Annotated in this window: 16 protein-coding genes; 9 read left to right on the forward strand and 7 right to left on the reverse strand. The window is 69.7% G+C overall.

All coding sequences use genetic code 11. The features are described from left to right. Positions 1-15: 15 nt before the first annotated feature. Together AC1RAD_RS16360 and AC1RAD_RS16365 are read right to left on the reverse strand one after the other, a co-directional pair. Entirely contained in the window at positions 16-1,317 is a 1,302-nt protein-coding gene (locus AC1RAD_RS16360; protein WP_062474398.1) for a UDP-N-acetylglucosamine 1-carboxyvinyltransferase, read from the reverse strand. Between the two features lie 155 nt (positions 1,318-1,472). Continuing rightward, positions 1,473-2,390 (reverse strand): protein NO VEIN domain-containing protein, encoded by a 918-nt coding sequence (locus AC1RAD_RS16365; protein ID WP_095947426.1) that lies wholly within the window; start codon positions 2,388-2,390, stop codon positions 1,473-1,475. 111 nt (positions 2,391-2,501) lie between these two features. Here AC1RAD_RS16365 and AC1RAD_RS16370 point away from each other — a divergent pair, with 111 nt between their 5' ends. Beyond that, positions 2,502-3,221 carry a hypothetical protein gene (locus AC1RAD_RS16370; protein WP_492735957.1) on the forward strand — a complete coding sequence of 240 codons (720 nt, stop codon included), beginning with the start codon at positions 2,502-2,504 and terminating at the stop codon, positions 3,219-3,221. 11 nt (positions 3,222-3,232) lie between these two features. Here AC1RAD_RS16370 and AC1RAD_RS16375 read toward each other — a convergent pair whose 3' ends face one another. Next, entirely contained in the window at positions 3,233-3,550 is a 318-nt protein-coding gene (locus tag AC1RAD_RS16375; RefSeq protein WP_447743386.1) for a hemagglutinin, read from the reverse strand. A 109-nt stretch (positions 3,551-3,659) separates the two neighbouring features. On the opposite strand from AC1RAD_RS16375, the gene AC1RAD_RS16380 reads away from it, so the two are divergent. Then, the gene (locus AC1RAD_RS16380; RefSeq protein WP_143599026.1) at positions 3,660-3,881 is read left to right on the forward strand and encodes a DUF7661 family protein; all 222 of its coding nucleotides are present in this window, start codon (positions 3,660-3,662) and stop codon (positions 3,879-3,881) included. Between the two features lie 11 nt (positions 3,882-3,892). Here the strand turns inward: AC1RAD_RS16380 and AC1RAD_RS16385 are convergent, their stop codons facing one another. Next, the gene (locus AC1RAD_RS16385; RefSeq protein WP_492735959.1) at positions 3,893-4,165 is read right to left on the reverse strand and encodes a hypothetical protein; all 273 of its coding nucleotides are present in this window, start codon (positions 4,163-4,165) and stop codon (positions 3,893-3,895) included. 109 nt (positions 4,166-4,274) lie between these two features. Between AC1RAD_RS16385 and AC1RAD_RS16390 the strand changes: the two genes are divergently transcribed. The 3 genes from AC1RAD_RS16390 (at position 4,275) to AC1RAD_RS16400 (ending at position 8,408) form a co-directional block, all read left to right on the forward strand. Further along, a complete protein-coding gene (locus AC1RAD_RS16390; RefSeq protein WP_492735961.1) occupies positions 4,275-6,371 on the forward strand; it encodes a S8 family serine peptidase in 2,097 nt (698 codons plus the stop codon). An 89-nt stretch (positions 6,372-6,460) separates the two neighbouring features. Beyond that, a complete protein-coding gene (locus AC1RAD_RS16395) occupies positions 6,461-6,712 on the forward strand; it encodes a cell division protein FtsQ/DivIB (RefSeq protein ID WP_070095020.1) in 252 nt (83 codons plus the stop codon). Between the two features lie 91 nt (positions 6,713-6,803). After that, entirely contained in the window at positions 6,804-8,408 is a 1,605-nt protein-coding gene (locus AC1RAD_RS16400) for a phospholipase D-like domain-containing protein (protein WP_492735963.1), read from the forward strand. On the opposite strand, the gene AC1RAD_RS16405 is transcribed toward AC1RAD_RS16400, so the two are convergent. Continuing rightward, positions 8,399-9,385, reverse strand: coding sequence for a LysR family transcriptional regulator (locus AC1RAD_RS16405; RefSeq protein ID WP_492725989.1), 987 nt, complete (start codon positions 9,383-9,385; stop codon positions 8,399-8,401). The two genes, AC1RAD_RS16400 and AC1RAD_RS16405, sit on opposite strands and share 10 nt — an antisense overlap. A gap of 128 nt (positions 9,386-9,513) precedes the next feature. Between AC1RAD_RS16405 and AC1RAD_RS16410 the strand changes: the two genes are divergently transcribed. Together AC1RAD_RS16410 and AC1RAD_RS16415 are read left to right on the forward strand one after the other, a co-directional pair. Continuing rightward, entirely contained in the window at positions 9,514-10,734 is a 1,221-nt protein-coding gene (locus tag AC1RAD_RS16410) for a M20 aminoacylase family protein (protein WP_492735965.1), read from the forward strand. A gap of 41 nt (positions 10,735-10,775) precedes the next feature. Then, positions 10,776-11,771 carry a Bug family tripartite tricarboxylate transporter substrate binding protein gene (locus AC1RAD_RS16415; RefSeq protein ID WP_492735968.1) on the forward strand — a complete coding sequence of 332 codons (996 nt, stop codon included), beginning with the start codon at positions 10,776-10,778 and terminating at the stop codon, positions 11,769-11,771. A gap of 15 nt (positions 11,772-11,786) precedes the next feature. Here AC1RAD_RS16415 and AC1RAD_RS16420 read toward each other — a convergent pair whose 3' ends face one another. After that, positions 11,787-11,987: a hypothetical protein gene (locus AC1RAD_RS16420; protein WP_062474379.1), complete on the reverse strand. Its 201-nt coding sequence runs from the start codon at positions 11,985-11,987 to the stop codon at positions 11,787-11,789. Between the two features lie 155 nt (positions 11,988-12,142). On the opposite strand from AC1RAD_RS16420, the gene AC1RAD_RS16425 reads away from it, so the two are divergent. Further along, on the forward strand, positions 12,143-12,433 hold the full coding sequence (locus AC1RAD_RS16425; protein ID WP_062474377.1) for a hypothetical protein: 291 nt from the start codon (positions 12,143-12,145) through the stop codon (positions 12,431-12,433). 114 nt (positions 12,434-12,547) lie between these two features. Next, positions 12,548-13,435: an amidohydrolase family protein gene (locus AC1RAD_RS16430; protein WP_492735970.1), complete on the forward strand. Its 888-nt coding sequence runs from the start codon at positions 12,548-12,550 to the stop codon at positions 13,433-13,435. Between the two features lie 21 nt (positions 13,436-13,456). Here AC1RAD_RS16430 and AC1RAD_RS16435 read toward each other — a convergent pair whose 3' ends face one another. Continuing rightward, positions 13,457-14,215 (reverse strand): tRNA-uridine aminocarboxypropyltransferase, encoded by a 759-nt coding sequence (locus AC1RAD_RS16435; protein WP_492735972.1) that lies wholly within the window; start codon positions 14,213-14,215, stop codon positions 13,457-13,459. Positions 14,216-14,217: the final 2 nt, after the last annotated feature.

Genomic DNA, 14,217 nt, shown 5'->3' on the forward strand with positions numbered 1-14,217 from the left:
CAGCCTGCCGCAGGCTCACTCCTCGCTGGTCCACTCCACCTGCACGCCCAGGCTGCGCAGGTTTTCCACGAAGCGCGGATGCGCGCGCCGGATCGGCGTGGCGTTGCGGATCTCGGACTTGCCCTCGATGCTCGCGGCCACCATGAACAGCGCGATCGCCACGCGGATGATGTAGGGGCTCTCGACCACCGCCGGCGTGAGCGCATGGCCGCCGAAGGTGATGAGCCGGTGCGGGTCGGACGAGAACACATGCGCGCCGAACTTGGACAGCTCGCCGGTCCAGCCCAGCGCACCGTCGTACACCTTGTTCCAGAACATTGCGTTGCCCTGCGCGCGCACGCCCAGCGCAATGAAGATCGGCAACAGGTCGACCGGGAAGTACGGCCACGGCGCGGCCTCCACCTTGGTGAGCACGTTGCTCGTGAACGGCGTCTGCACCTTCAGCGGGCCGCTGCGGATGGCGCGCGACCAGCCGTCGGCATGCTCGATCTGCACGCCGAATTTGGCAAAGGTGCGGTCGATGAGCGGAAAGTTGCCCGGCGCGCTGTTGCGCACCACGACGTCGCCGCCGGTGATCGCGCCCAGCGCCAGGAAGGTGGTGATCTCGTGGAAGTCTTCGTCGAAGCGGAACTCGCCGCCGCCCAGCGCGCCGCCGCCATGCACCGTGAGCCGCGAGGTGCCCATGCCCTCGATGCGCACGCCGATCATCGCCATGAAGCGGCAGAACTCCTGCACGTGCGGCTCCGAGGCCGCGTTGGTGAGCGTCGAGGTCCCGCCCGCGGCGGCCGCGCACAGCACGAAGTTCTCGGTGGTCGTCACCGAGGCGTAGTCGAGCCAGTGGTCGGTGGGCGTGAGCCGGCCGGGGGCATACACCAGCAGCGAGCCCTCGGTGCGCTCCACCTGGCCGCCGAAGCGCTGGAACACCTCGACGTGCGGATCGATCTCGCGCACGCCCAGCGTGCAGCCCTTGACGTTGTCTTCCAGCCGCGCCACGCCGAAGCGCGCCAGCAGCGGCGGCACCAGCATGATCGACGAGCGCATTTCCTCGGGCAGGCGGTGGAGCGCCGCATCGAAGGTGGTGGCGCGGTGGTGCAGTTCGAGCGTGCCGCTCTCGTGGTCCATGCGGACCTCGCTGCCCAGCGTGCGGAAGATGTCGAGGATCTTGCGCACGTCGGTGATGTCGGGCACCCCGTGCAGCCGCAGCGGTTCGCCGGTGAGCAAGGTGGCGCACAGCACCGGCAGCACCGCGTTCTTGTTGGCGGAGGGAATGATGCGGCCGCGAAGGGGCGTACCGCCGTGCACGATGAGGTTGGACATGAAGGGGGCGAACAGAGGGGGCGAAGGCACGAACTGTTCGCGCCGGACGGCGGAACTTTACCGTTGGAAACGACGGGTTTCCGGGGGCTCAGTTGTAAGAATTTGGAAACGCCCGCGGCGCGCCGGTGCAGCCGCGGCGTTGCCAGGGAGGCCGGTCAGGCCTTGCGCTGGAAGCCCGGCGCCTGGTCGACTTCGGTCGGCTTGTAGATCTTGTGCGCCGCCGTCGCGCTGCCCGCGTCGGCCACCACCAGCAGGCGCCACAGCGGCTCGCGCACGGCGCACAGGCTTTCCTCGGGCGTGAGCGCGAAGGTCGGTAGCGCCGGGGCGGTGCCCTTCACGACCACCTTGAGCAGCATCGCGCCCTTGGCGTTCGACACCTCGATGTCGTAGCCCAGCGCCTTGCTGGTGACGTCTTCCGCGTTGTAGCCGTAGCCCTTGAAGTGGCCCATGACATAGGCCATGGCGGCGGCCTGCACGGCGTCGGTCGTGGTCGGGCCGGCCGGGGCCGCGTCGGCGTCATCGGCCGCCGGCACGCCGCCACGGGCCTTGGCGGCCGTGATGTCGGCCTCGGTCGGCACCCAGCCGCGCGCACCGCGCACCAGCACGGCGAGCTGTTGTTCAGGCTCCCAGCTCGCGACGTGCCATTCGGCGTCGTCGCGCACGCGGGTCGACACCTTGGCGCTCTTGTTGCTCTCGAGCTCGGCGATGGCGACGCGGTTGGTCTGCAGCACGGCGCGGAATCCCTGGCCGGCGTCGAAGGTGCGCTTGAGCAGGGCCAGGCGGTCCTTGGCGCGCTGCGCCTGCTGGGCGCTGCGCACGCCGCCGCCGGGGCGGCGCTGGGCGTCGAGCGATTCCAGGTAGAACCAGCGGCCACCGGCCGCCACGCTCACGTACTCGCCCCAGATGGTGGCGATGACGTTGTCGCCCGTGGCGAGCCAGGCGTGCTCGAACGGCTTGTCGCGTGCGTCGAACACCCCCATCTTGGCGACGATTTCGACCGGCGTGAGGCGCGGTCCGGAGAGCCGCATCTCATCGATGGCGGCGAGCACGGAGGGGTCGACTTCCTTGTCCATTCAGCGGAATTCTGGCGAGTTGGGAGGGGGTGGGAGTATGCCGCATCGGCCGTCGCTTCCCGGTGCCCGGCGCCGCGCCGCGTGTACCCTCCGTGCCTTGAAAGCCCCCGCATGCACGACCTGCTGACCTCCTACTTCTGGCACGGCGACACGCTGCGCAGCCGCAGCGTGAGCGGCATCGTGCATGCGGCCCAGCTCGACGTGCCCGAGCCCCCGGCCCGCCTCGTGGCCGACTGGCAGCGGGAGATCGCCACGAACGTGCCGCTCGAACCCGGCGACGTCGAGCCCATGCCGCTGGCCCGCGCGCGCACGCGCTGGCCCGACTACGCGCAGTGCGTGCAGGCGATGTCCGGCTGGCTGGGCACGTTGGGCCTGCCCGCGTCACTGCTGGCCGCCAGCGACGTCGCCCTGATGGCCTGCCGCGGCGCCCGCTACCACCACGACGGTGCGCAGTACGGCGGCGCGGCCTTCTGCAACCTGTTCCTCAGCGAGGACAAGGGCCTGGACGTGCACTTTCCCGTCACCGGCCACCGCATCCCGCTCACGCGGGGCACGGCCCTGCTGTTCGACACGGGCCAGCCGCACGCGGTCGTGCCGCGCGGCACCGACCACGGCTTCGATGCGGCCGACTTCCCGTCTTCGCTCGATCGCACGCAGCTGTTCCTGACCTGGGAACTGTCGATCGAAGACGCGCAGGTGGCGCGCCTGCTCGGCGTCGGCTTCGATGTCGATCCGGTCACCGCGTCGCAGCTCGATGAAGAACAGGTCCGGGTGAACGGCGAACAGGCCGAGGTCTGCGCGAACTCCGGCCGCTGGCTCAGCGACACGTAGCGAACGAACGATCAATCGCCCTGGCGGTAGTGAGTCCCCGGCCGCGCCGCCGAATCGATGATGTCCCGCCACGACTTTCCCGCGCTGCGCAGTTGCTCGATCGACGGGCCCAGCGTGTTGCCGTAGCGGCTGTGCGACCGGGCTTCGAGGGCCTGCAGCTCGTGCGAGGGCGTCAGCGCGCGGTAGTGCAGCTTGAGATCGTCCCGCTGCGCGAAGATCCAGCGCGCCACCTGTTCTTCACTCACACCGTCGGCCAGCATCCGCGCAGCGGCAGGCCCCAGCTCGGCCACGGCCGCTTCGTAGGTCTTGCGTACGTTGAGGTCTGCCATGCGGACTCTGGAGTGGATGTGACGGGCGATTCGGCCCATTGTGCATACGACGAGGGCGCTACAGTGGCGGTCCCCTCATCTCTTTTCGTGCATGCCCGGAGCCCCGACGATGCGCCATCTCTTCAACGTGTTCGGCCGCACCCTGCGCGTCGAAATGACCGATGCCCGCTGGCGCAGCCACTGGGTCGGTGCCGACGGGAAACTGGGCCTCGCCCAGCTTGCGATCCCGCCGGACGTGGCGCCGGCCGACCTCGCGCAGTACCTCTACGACATCTACCACGAGAACGCGACGCCGACGAACGGCGATGTCTTCGAGATCGGGGCGAAGTGAGTCCGGCGCGGCTACTGCTTCGTAGCCGCCTTCGCTGAGCGGCGAAACACCAGCCAGGCCACGCCGCCAAACGCCAACACAAAGACAAGCAGCGGCAACACCTCCCTAGCCCTGAAGCCCTGGCTCGCCAAGTTGCCAAGCAAGGTCCACGGCACCAGCGGAAACGCGAGCAGCACCACCACCGCGGGCACATGCGCGTGCAGCGGAAAAAGAACCAGCGCAAGACCCGTCGACAGCAGGCTCGCCACCAGGTACGCGAACAGAAGCTTGAACACCACTTTCATGCGGCGATTCTGACCGCCCTCTTTTGCCCACGCCGGGGTGACAGATGACACGGCAATCTGCTACACCTCGCGGTACCCACCCGTCCCCCTGCGCAAGGAGAACCGACCGATGGCCCCAGCCAAGAAGCGCGTCGCCGCGAAGAAGCCCTCGCCCGCTGATACGAAAGTCCCCAGGATGCCGCACGGGGTGCTGACGCCGGCGCTGTCGTCCGGCAGCGTGCGGCTCCACGTAACCGGCCAGATCAAGCTCCTCAACAGCTGGGTCGACCTTCCGCCGGAGATGGCCGCCGCGATGGTGGCGCAGTCGACGCAGGCCGATGCGCCCGCCGCGGGCCACCTGCCGGGCGAAGCCTCCCCCGCCCTCACCGCCGCGCTCGCCGGCACGGCCGACGCGCTGTGCACGCGGCTCTCGCCGGTGTCGACCTTCGGGCTCGCACAGCTGCAACGCCTGCCGATGGATGTCGAAACCTCGATGGACCCGCGCCTGCAGTTGGCGGTGATGAACCGCCGCGCGGGCAAGCAGAGCATGCCCATCTCGTCCGCCGACGGCGACTCGGTGCCGGTGGTGGCGCGCGTGACCAGCCATGCCGAATGGGCCGACATTCCCGACGTCGATGCGGGCTCCGACATCGGCACCGCGGACGACGGCACGGCGCTCGTCACGGGCCGCATTCCGCTGGGCAAGGCCGAGGCCATCCGCCAGCATCCGGCCGTGCTCAGCATGAAGGCCTCGCAGCCCGTGCTGCCGGCGCTGAACAACACCATCGCGTCGATGGGCGTGCAGGCCGACAACCCCGCGCTCGCCGGCACGGCGGGCGGCGCCGGCGTGGTGATCGGCGTGGTCGACTCGGGCGGCGACTTCGCGCACCAGAACTTCCTGAAGGCCAACGGCAAGACGCGCCTGCTGGCGCTGTGGCAGCAAGGCGCGCCGGCCAAGGCCAACAGCCCCTACGGCTACGGCCGGCTCTTCGAGGCGGCGGACATCGACAAGGCGCTGAAGAAGGCAGACCCGTACAAGGCGCTGGGCTACGACCCCGGCGCGGGCATGCCGGGCAGCCCGGGTTCGCACGGCACGCATGTGATGGACATCGCCGGCGGCAACGGCCGGGGCTCACTGCAACCTGGCGTGGCGCCGAAGGCCGACCTGATCTTCGTCGAGATGTCGGCCCGCGACATCGCCTGGACCGGCCACAACGCGGTGTTCAGCTCCTTCGGCGATTCGGTGCAGATGCTCGAGGCGGTGAAGTTCATCTTCGACCGCGCGGGCGACAGGCCCTGCGTCGTCAACCTGAGCCTGGGCACGAACGGCGGACCGCACGACGGCACCTCGCTGGTCGAGCAGGGCTTCGACGCGCTCGTGTCGCAAAAGTCCAACCGCGCGATCGTGCTGGCGGCCGGCAATTCGCAGGAAGACAACACGCACACGGCGGGCACGGTGCCCGGCAACGGGCACCTCGACGTGTCGTGGACCCTGGTCAATGGCAAGGGCGGCGAGTTCGAGCTCTGGTACGGCGGCAGCCAGCGCCTGCGCGCCGAGCTGCTGGGCCCCGACGGCGAGGTGCTGGCCAGCGTCGCACCGGGCGAAAACTTTCCGCTCGGCGCGGGCAACGGCGAGATCGCCGCGTTCCTCAGCAGCCGCATCACCGACCCGAACAACAAGGACAACGTGATCGGCATCTGGCTCGCACCCAACTGGCCCGATGGCGAGTTCAAGGTGCGGCTGCATGCCCTGGCCGCCGACGACGTGCCGTTCCACGCCTGGCTCGAACGCCTGGACAGCGGCCAGTCGTACTTCGGCCAGCCGGTGAAGTCGCACCTGCTGGGCTCGCTGTCGACAGGAAAACTGTCGATCGTGGTCGGCGCGTACGACGCCCGCAAGACGGGCGAGCCCGCCGCCAGCTTCTCGAGCGCGGGCCCGACGCGCGACGGCCGGCCCAAGCCCGAGGTCAGCGCACCCGGCGTACAGGTGAAGGCCGCGCAGTCGCGCACGAAGGACGGCATGGTGAAGAAGTCGGGCACCAGCATGGCGGCGCCGGCGGTGACGGGGCTGGTCGCGCTGATGCTGGCCAAGGCCCACAAAGCGGGCAAGAAGCTGACCATCGCCGACATCCGCGCCAGGCTGAAGGCGGGCGTCAAGCCCGGCGCCGGGCCGGCCGGCTGGGACCCGCAGCGCGGCGACGGCCGGGCCGGCAGCGGCGCGATCTGACGATCCAGCCATGACCCCCACGCCCGGTGCGGTTGTGCCGAACCCGAGCGGGGGGTGTAATCTGTGTTCTGGCCCCCATCTGCCCTCTCATGCCCATCGATTTGCGCTCGCTCAAGAAGCTCGACTTTTCGGCCGCCCCCGCGCCGGTGTCGGGCGAGCGCGTCGTCGTGCTGGTCAAGCTGTGCGAGGGCGCCGAGCGCCCGGACTACATCGCCGCGCGCGCCGACATCTCGCCGGGCCTGTTCTCGGCCGAGATTCCGCTGGACAAGCTCCAGCAGCTCGAAGCCGACCCGGCCGTCGAGTCGGTCGAGCTGTCGCGCCGGCTGCCCAACATCTCCTGACACGCGACCCACCCGGGTCGCTGCCTTCGCGCATGCCATGCCGGCAGGCGCCCGCACACGCGTGCCCCACAACCCCTCCCAAGGAACACCCATGAAAGTGCTCGACGATGCCGCGCGCGCGGCGGTCCGGTCGGTGATCGCCACCCACCAGGCGCAGTTGGCCGCCCTGCCCGGCTACGTGGCGGCGGAGCCGGGCTTTCCGCTGGTCGATGGCCGCTTCCTGCGCGAGCCCGCGGTGATCGTGCTGGTCGACCGCAAGCGGCCCTTGTCGGAGGTGCCCGTGGCCGAGCGCGCGCCCCGGCAGCTCGGCCCGTACCGCGTCTGCGTGATGCAGGCCGACCCCGCGCGGCAGCTGACCGCCAGCGCGGACTTCGAGGACACGGTGAACGCGCTCGCCGAAGCCGCCGTCGGCCTCGTCTACGAGCCGCCTGCGGGCCAGCCCATCGACAAGGTCTACAACGTGAAGCAGCCCTTCCTGTGCCACGTCGGCCCCGACGCGGGGTGGCCGGTGCTGCGGCCCTTTCTCGAAGGCACGACGCGTTCGCTGTCGGTGGCGATGTACGACTTCAACGCCGACCACATCGCCCAGGTCTTCATCGACCTCGTGCGCAACGGCGGCATCGCGGCGGCGCTGAGCTGGGACGACGGCATGACGAAAGAAGAACAGGTCATCCGCAAGAAGCTGCGCAAGCTGCAGCAGGAGGCCGACTTCAGGGCCTGGCTCGTGCAGTGCGGCAAGGGCCGCCGCTTCGCCAGCGCGTACCACGAGAAAGTGGCAGTGCGCGACGGCAAGGCCTTCTGGTTGTCGAGCGGCAACTGGAGCAAACGCAGCCAGCCCGACATCGACCCCGTGGCCACGCCCGCGCAGGCCAAGGGCATGTTCAGCAAGGGCAACCGCGAGTGGCATGTGATCTGCAACGACGCCGCGCTCTCGAAGGTCTTCGAGAAGTACATCCTGCACGACCTCAAGGCCTCCGAGAAGGAAGAAGCCGACGGCGCGGCCGACGCGGCGCTGGACGTCGCGCCCAAGCTCACATTGCCCGACGTGTTCGTTCCACTCGACCACCTGCTGGAACAGGCCGTAGCCTTCGCGGGGCTGGTGGTGCCCGTCGAGCCTGCGCGGCTGCCGGCGGTGAAGACCACGGTGAAAGTCCAGCCCGTGCTCACGCCGGACAACTACCTGCCGCACATCAACGCGCTCATCGACAGCGCACAGGTCTCGCTGTACCTGCAGTTCGCCTACATCACCTGGAGCGATGCCGACAAGGACGCGGACTTTCGCGCGCTGCTGCGCAAGCTCGCGCAGCGCAGCACCGAGCCGGACCTCGACCTGCGCATCATCCTGGGCAGCACCAGCGCGGCCGACAACATCCGCAAGCTGGTCGAGGCGGGCTGCAACCAGGACGTCTTCCGCGTCCAGGGCAGCATCCACAACAAGGGCATCATCGTGGACGGCCAGGCGGTGCTGGTGAGCAGCACCAACTGGTCGGGTGACGGCGTGCTGCGCAACCGCGACGCCGGGCTGATCATCCACAACGAAGAGGTGGCGCAGTACTACCAGCAGGTCTTTCTCGACGACTGGGATTCACGCGCCAAAAGCCGCGTGGACGACGATCCGCCGGTGACGCTGGCCTCAGCCGGCGCGCCCACGCCGCCGGGCATGGTGCGCATGTCGTGGAGCGACTATCACGGGTGAGGCAACGGGGCGTCCGGTGCCGCCTCGATGAAATCCACCGAGTGCAGCACCCGCCGCAGCTCCGGATCGTCCGAGGCCTGCCACGCCGGCAGCTGCGCCAGGAAGTGCGCGATGAAACGCGCCGCCGCGTGCGACGGCGCCTCCTGCGCGCGGCGCACGATGCCCACGACATTGCTGTGGAAGCGCTCGCGCAGCTGCAAGGTCACGAGCGCATGGCGCAGGCTCTCGGTTTCCACCAGCGGCCAGGGGCAGAAGGTGAGCATGTCGGTCTTGCGCACGAGGCCCAGCATCATCGACGGCGAATGCGCCAGCTGGATGCGCTGCACGGGCGCGGCCAGGCCGTGCTGGCGGAACAGGTTGTCGAGAAAGCTCGCGCCCTCGCCCGGCGTGAAGTTGAGCACCCAGTCGTCCTGCAGCAACTCGGCCATCGACTGCGCGCCGGCCCGCGGATGGCCGCGGCGCGCCACCACCGTCATGTCGTAGCGGAACAGCGGTTGCGCCTGCAGCCCCTGCATGGCCTCGTCGGGTCCGATGCGGCCGATCAGCAGGTCGAGGCTGCCTTCGCGCAGCCGCGGGTAGCTGAGCGCCGACAGGCCGTCGAACATCTCGAGCTGCACGTGCGGCAGCTCCTCGCGGAACAGCGACACCACGCGCGGCAGCAGGGTCTGCGTGATCCAGGGCGTGATGGCCACGGTCAGGCGCTGCTGCGCGCCGGTGTCGCGGTGGCGTGAGAGCGTGTCTTCGGCCTGGCGCAGCTGGGCCAGCACGCGCTGCGCATGCTCCAGCAGTTCCAGGCCGGCCGGCGTGAAGGCGATGCCGCCGCCGTGGCGCGTGAACAGCGCCACCTGCGCATGCGCCTCGAGTTCGCGCAGGCCCTGCGTGACCGTGGCCTGCGTGACGCCCAGTGCCCGCGCGGCGGCGCGGATGCTGCCTTCGGAGGCGACGGCGGCGAGATAGCGGAGCTGGTGCAGCTTCATGACGGCCGATTATCCGCAGCCGTCCGCAGCGACAGGCAGCGCCCGCCCCTGCATGGCGGCGCCTGTCTGCCCCCGCAGGCAGCGAATTCCTAGACTCGCCGCAAGACAGCAAGGAGACAGATTCCCCCATGACGACCTACACCGTCGACAACGCCGCCGCCCTCGAGAGCGTGCTGCCCGCCGTGCGCGAGGTCGCGCCCGAGATGGTCGGCCTGCGCCACCGCATCCACGCCCACCCCGAGCTGGCCTACGAAGAGCACGTCACCAGCGAACTGGTGGCCACCCGCCTGGCCGACTGGGGCTACGAGGTGCACCGCGGCCTGGCCGGCACCGGCGTGGTCGCCACGCTGCAATGCGGCACGGGCACGCGGCGCCTGGGCCTGCGCGCCGACATGGACGCACTGCCGATCCAGGAAGCCACCGGCCTGCCCTATGCCAGTCAGGTGCCCGGCAAGATGCACGCCTGCGGTCACGACGGCCACACCAGCATCCTGCTGGCCGCCGCGCGCGTCATCGCGCAGGAGCGCAACTTCGACGGCACGCTGCACCTGATCTTCCAGCCGGCCGAGGAAGGCCTGGGCGGCGGGCGCCGCATGGTGGAAGAAGGCCTGTTCGAGCGCTTTCCCTGCGACGCCATCTTCGCGCTGCACAACATGCCCGGCTTTCCGGCGGGCAAGTTCGGCTTCAAGGAAGGCTCGTTCATGGCCTCTTCCGACTCGGTGACGATCACGGTGACGGGACGCGGCGGGCACGGCTCGGCGCCGCACCTGTCGGCCGACCCGGTGGTGGCGGCGGCGCACATCGTCGTGGCGCTGCAGACCATCGTGTCACGCAACGTCGACCCGCGCGAGATGGCGGTGGTGTCAGTGGGCGCGATCCACGGCGGCGACGCGCCCAACGTGATTGCCGACAGCGTGCAGATGCGCCTCACGGTGCGCGCCTACCGGCCCGAGATCCGCGCCATGCTGCGCGAGCGCATCACCGAGCTGGCGCAGGCGCAGGCCGTCACGCTCGGCGTGAAGGCCGAGGTGGACTACCACTGGCGCTACCCCGCACTCGTCAACGACGAGGAATCCACGCGCTTCGCACGGCAGGTCGCGCGCGACTGGCTGGGCGACGACGGCCTGCTGCCGCCGCTGGCGCCGCTCACGGGCAGCGAGGACTTCTCCTTCATGCTCGAGCGCTGCCCCGGCAGCTACCTGATCGTGGGCAACGGCGAAGGCGAGCACCACCGCACCGGCGGCTGCATGGTCCACAACCCCGGCTACGACTTCAACGACGCGATCCTGCCGATCGCGGCCAGCTACTGGGTGCAGCTGGTACGCCGCTTCCTCGCCGCACAGGCCTGAGCGGGCCTTCTCCTTTCCCACTCTTTCGTACTGGAACCGCGATGACCCGTCTTGCTTCTTCTTCCGTTTCGCGCCGCGTGGTCTTGAGCGCGATCGGCGCCGCCGCCTTCTGTGCCGCCGCCCCCGCCTTCGCGCAGGGTACCTACCCCGCCAAGCCCATCAAGCTGCTGGTCGGCTACGCGCCGGGTGGCTCGGTCGACATGGCCGCGCGCGTGGCGGCGGACATTCTTTCGGCCAAGCTCGGCGCGACGGTGGTGGTCGAAAACGTGACCGGCGCGGCGGGCGTGGTCGCGGCGCAGCGCGCGGTGAGCAGCCCGGCCGACGGCTACACGCTGCTGGCCGGCTCCAGCAACGAAATGGCAGCCACGGTGCTGGTGAACCCCGCACAGCGCTACGACCCGGTGAAAGACCTGACCCCGGTCAGCCTGCTCGCCGTCGCGCCCGTGCTGCTGGTGGCGAGTCCGAAGGTGGGCGTGAAGAACCTCGACGAGTTCATCGCCCTGGCCAAGCGCAACCCCGGCAAGTTCAGCTACGGCAGCTCGGGGGTGGGCTCGACGCTGCACTTCGTGGGTGAGCAGATCAAGCAGCGCGCGGGCCTGTTCCTCACGCACATTCCCTACCGCGGCACCGCCCCGCTCACGAGCGACCTGGTCGGCGGCACGCTCGACTTCGCGATCGTGTCGCCCACCGCCGCGGCGCCCTTCCTGCAGGGCGGGCGGATCGTGCCGCTGGGTGTCTCGTCGGCCAAGCGCTTTCCCGGCCTGCCGCAGGTGCCGGCGCTCGGCGAGCATCCGCAGCTGAAGGGCTATGAGCTGAGCGGCTGGTTCGCGCTCGCGGGCCCGAAGGACCTGCCCGCGCCCATCGTGCAGAGCCTGCGCGCGGCGCTGCAGGCCGGCCTGGCCGACCCGGCGATCCGCCGACGGCTGGAAGAAGGCGGCTCCATTCCCGCCACGGGCAAGGAAGACCTCGGGCAGATCATGCGCGAGGACACGGCGAAGTACGCAACGCTGGTGAAGTTCGCGAACATGCGCGACTGAGGCCCGCTGGCCGTTTCAGCGCGGGGCGTCGCCGCCCTGGCGCTCCTCCACCCACCACTTCGCCTGCGCGGCATTCATCGCGCGCGCGTTGACAATCATTTCCTCGATCTGCGCACGCGTGGCCGGTGAATCGACCATCCACGCGGTCTGCACGGCATGCGCGGGCCCGCCTTCGGCGAGCCGGTATTCCAGACAAAAACGAACCTCATTGCTCATCGGTGATCGAACCCTCTCTCTGCCACCGATTCTGTCTGACTCAAGTGAAACAGAACGCTTCTTCGATGCGTCGCAGCCACAGGAAGCGATGGCGTTTTGAGGCCATTCGTTCACAATGATTGCACCGTTGTTGCAGCGGAAAGGAGTGTGAAATCATGTTCGACTTCTTGTTTCGGCCCACCCACACGGCCTATTTGAAACGTGCCTCGGCACTGCTCGAAGAGGCCCAGATGGCGCGCATCGAACACCAGGCTGCCGCAGAGCATCACAGCGCCCTCGCCCGCATGTACGCGGAACGTGCCCGGCGGCTCGAGAACGAGCTGTACCGGCAACCGCGCGCCGCGGAGCACGGCACCGAGGCAGTGGCGGTCGCGGTGGAAGACCGCCCGCAGCTGTACTCGCTGGATGGCAGCCGCAAGGCGACGACGCACCCGGCCGGCAGCTGACGCCGGCCCGCGCGATCGCCTCGAGGTCGCGCCCGGCGACAAGGGCGCGGCTGTGCCGATGCGGTGATCCGGGGTGATGTAATCCGGCTCCCCGGCCCTCACCGCGAGAACCCCATGCGCTTCATTGCCTGCATCGCCGCCTGCGCGGCCCTGGCCCTGCCCCAAGCCCACGGGCAAGCCGCCGCGCCTTACGACGGCCCGCTGTTCGACACCCACCTGCACTACAACCAGGAAGCCTGGGACGGCAATGCCGGCCCCTTCCCGCCCACCGAGGCGCTCGCGCGCATGCAGCGCAACCAGGTGAAGGCCATCATCGCCAACTCGCGGCCCAACGCCGGCACGCAGACCCTGGCCGCCGCGCGCGAGACCCGCGCCGCCGGCGTCACCGTGGTGCCTTTCGTGCGCCTGTACCGCAACCGCGACGACTACAACAACTGGTTCCGCGACGAAAGCATTCACGAGATGGTGCTGGCCGAGCTGGCGCGCGGCACCGCCAGCGGCCCCTACCGCGGGCTCGGCGAGTTCCACCTGTACGAGAGCGCCAACGCCAACGGCCCGGTGGCCAAGAAACTGATCGCGCTGGCCGAAGAGAAAAAGCTCGCGGTGCTCGCGCACGTGGACGACGTGGCCGTCGACCTGCTGATGGCGAACGCGCCGTCGAAGGGCCGTGCGCTGCGCCTCATCTGGGCCCACACCGGCATCGGCGGCACGCCGGTCGAACGCGTGCAGGCGATGCTGGAGCGCTACCCGCTGCTGATGGGCGAACTCTCGTACCGCCCCGGCCTGACCTGCGAAGGCGGTCGCCTGTGCCCCGAATGGCGCGCGCTGATCCTCAAGCACCCCGACCGCTTCATGGTCGGCTCCGACACCTGGGTCAACCAGCGCTGGAGCGCCTACGACGAGATCATGCGCGGCTACCGCACCTGGCTGGGCGACCTGCCGCCCGCCGTGGCGCAGCGCATCGCCTGGGGCAACGCGGCGGCGCTGTTCGACCTGCGCTGAGGCCCACCCGCGCAGACGGTCTCAGGCAGCCTGATCGCGCCGCGCGGCCACCTCGCGCAGCCGCTGGTGCGCGGCGCCGTCCCACGCCACCGGCTGCTGGTTCTTCGCGCACAGGTAGTGGTGCGTGAACACGCCCAGGTAGGCGTCCAGCGTCTGCTGCGCGGCCTGCTCGCCGGCCAGGTCCATGCACATCGCCGCCACCTCGCTGGTACAGAAGTGGTCGCCGCGGCCGGAGTTGCGCAGCTTGTACTGCGTGATCTGCTCGGGCTGCAGGCTCAGCACCGGCAGCCGGTCGAGGTAAGGGCTGCGGCGAAACATCTTGCGGGCCTCGCCCCAGGTGGCGTCGAACAGGATAAAGAGCGGACGTTTCGCAGCGCCGCCACCGGCCGGGTCAGGCGACGAAGGAATGACGCTCAGCACCACGCGCTCGGGCGCCGCGTACTGCCCCGGGAATACCACATACGGTTGCCATTGCGGGTCGCTCAACAGCGCCAGCAACGCGGGATCGGTCTCGGTGCGGGCCCAGCCGAAGGCGAAGGTGTCGGCCACCACATCGGCCACCAGCCACCCGGTGTTGGTCGGCTTGAGCGGCTCGATGTCGGCCATGAGCAGGCACACCCCCGCGCGCGTGGCCACCGGAGGACGCACGGCGCACATGCAATGGCTGGGCACCAGCCGGCAGCCCGCACAGCGCTCGCGCTTGAAGCCGCCACGGGCAAGAAAAGGCTTGGCGCTGCGCGCCAGGCGCGCGGCGCGAAGGAGGGAGACGGCGTGAGGCATGC

The sequence above is a fragment of the Variovorax sp. GW823-FHT04B03 genome (genome assembly GCF_058796495.1).

Bases quoted from the DNA above. Each gene is read 5' to 3' on its own strand.
- AC1RAD_RS16360 (WP_062474398.1), bottom strand. From the start codon at position 1,317: ATGTCCAACCTCATCGTGCACGGCGGTACGCCCCTTCGCGGCCGCATC.
- AC1RAD_RS16365 (WP_095947426.1), bottom strand. From the start codon at position 2,390: ATGGACAAGGAAGTCGACCCCTCCGTGCTCGCCGCCATCGATGAGATG.
- AC1RAD_RS16370 (WP_492735957.1), top strand. From the start codon at position 2,502: ATGCACGACCTGCTGACCTCCTACTTCTGGCACGGCGACACGCTGCGC.
- AC1RAD_RS16375 (WP_447743386.1), bottom strand. From the start codon at position 3,550: ATGGCAGACCTCAACGTACGCAAGACCTACGAAGCGGCCGTGGCCGAG.
- AC1RAD_RS16380 (WP_143599026.1), top strand. From the start codon at position 3,660: ATGCGCCATCTCTTCAACGTGTTCGGCCGCACCCTGCGCGTCGAAATG.
- AC1RAD_RS16385 (WP_492735959.1), bottom strand. From the start codon at position 4,165: ATGAAAGTGGTGTTCAAGCTTCTGTTCGCGTACCTGGTGGCGAGCCTG.
- AC1RAD_RS16390 (WP_492735961.1), top strand. From the start codon at position 4,275: ATGGCCCCAGCCAAGAAGCGCGTCGCCGCGAAGAAGCCCTCGCCCGCT.
- AC1RAD_RS16395 (WP_070095020.1), top strand. From the start codon at position 6,461: ATGCCCATCGATTTGCGCTCGCTCAAGAAGCTCGACTTTTCGGCCGCC.
- AC1RAD_RS16400 (WP_492735963.1), top strand. From the start codon at position 6,804: ATGAAAGTGCTCGACGATGCCGCGCGCGCGGCGGTCCGGTCGGTGATC.
- AC1RAD_RS16405 (WP_492725989.1), bottom strand. From the start codon at position 9,385: ATGAAGCTGCACCAGCTCCGCTATCTCGCCGCCGTCGCCTCCGAAGGC.
- AC1RAD_RS16410 (WP_492735965.1), top strand. From the start codon at position 9,514: ATGACGACCTACACCGTCGACAACGCCGCCGCCCTCGAGAGCGTGCTG.
- AC1RAD_RS16415 (WP_492735968.1), top strand. From the start codon at position 10,776: ATGACCCGTCTTGCTTCTTCTTCCGTTTCGCGCCGCGTGGTCTTGAGC.
- AC1RAD_RS16420 (WP_062474379.1), bottom strand. From the start codon at position 11,987: ATGAGCAATGAGGTTCGTTTTTGTCTGGAATACCGGCTCGCCGAAGGC.
- AC1RAD_RS16425 (WP_062474377.1), top strand. From the start codon at position 12,143: ATGTTCGACTTCTTGTTTCGGCCCACCCACACGGCCTATTTGAAACGT.
- AC1RAD_RS16430 (WP_492735970.1), top strand. From the start codon at position 12,548: ATGCGCTTCATTGCCTGCATCGCCGCCTGCGCGGCCCTGGCCCTGCCC.
- AC1RAD_RS16435 (WP_492735972.1), bottom strand. From the start codon at position 14,215: ATGCCTCACGCCGTCTCCCTCCTTCGCGCCGCGCGCCTGGCGCGCAGC.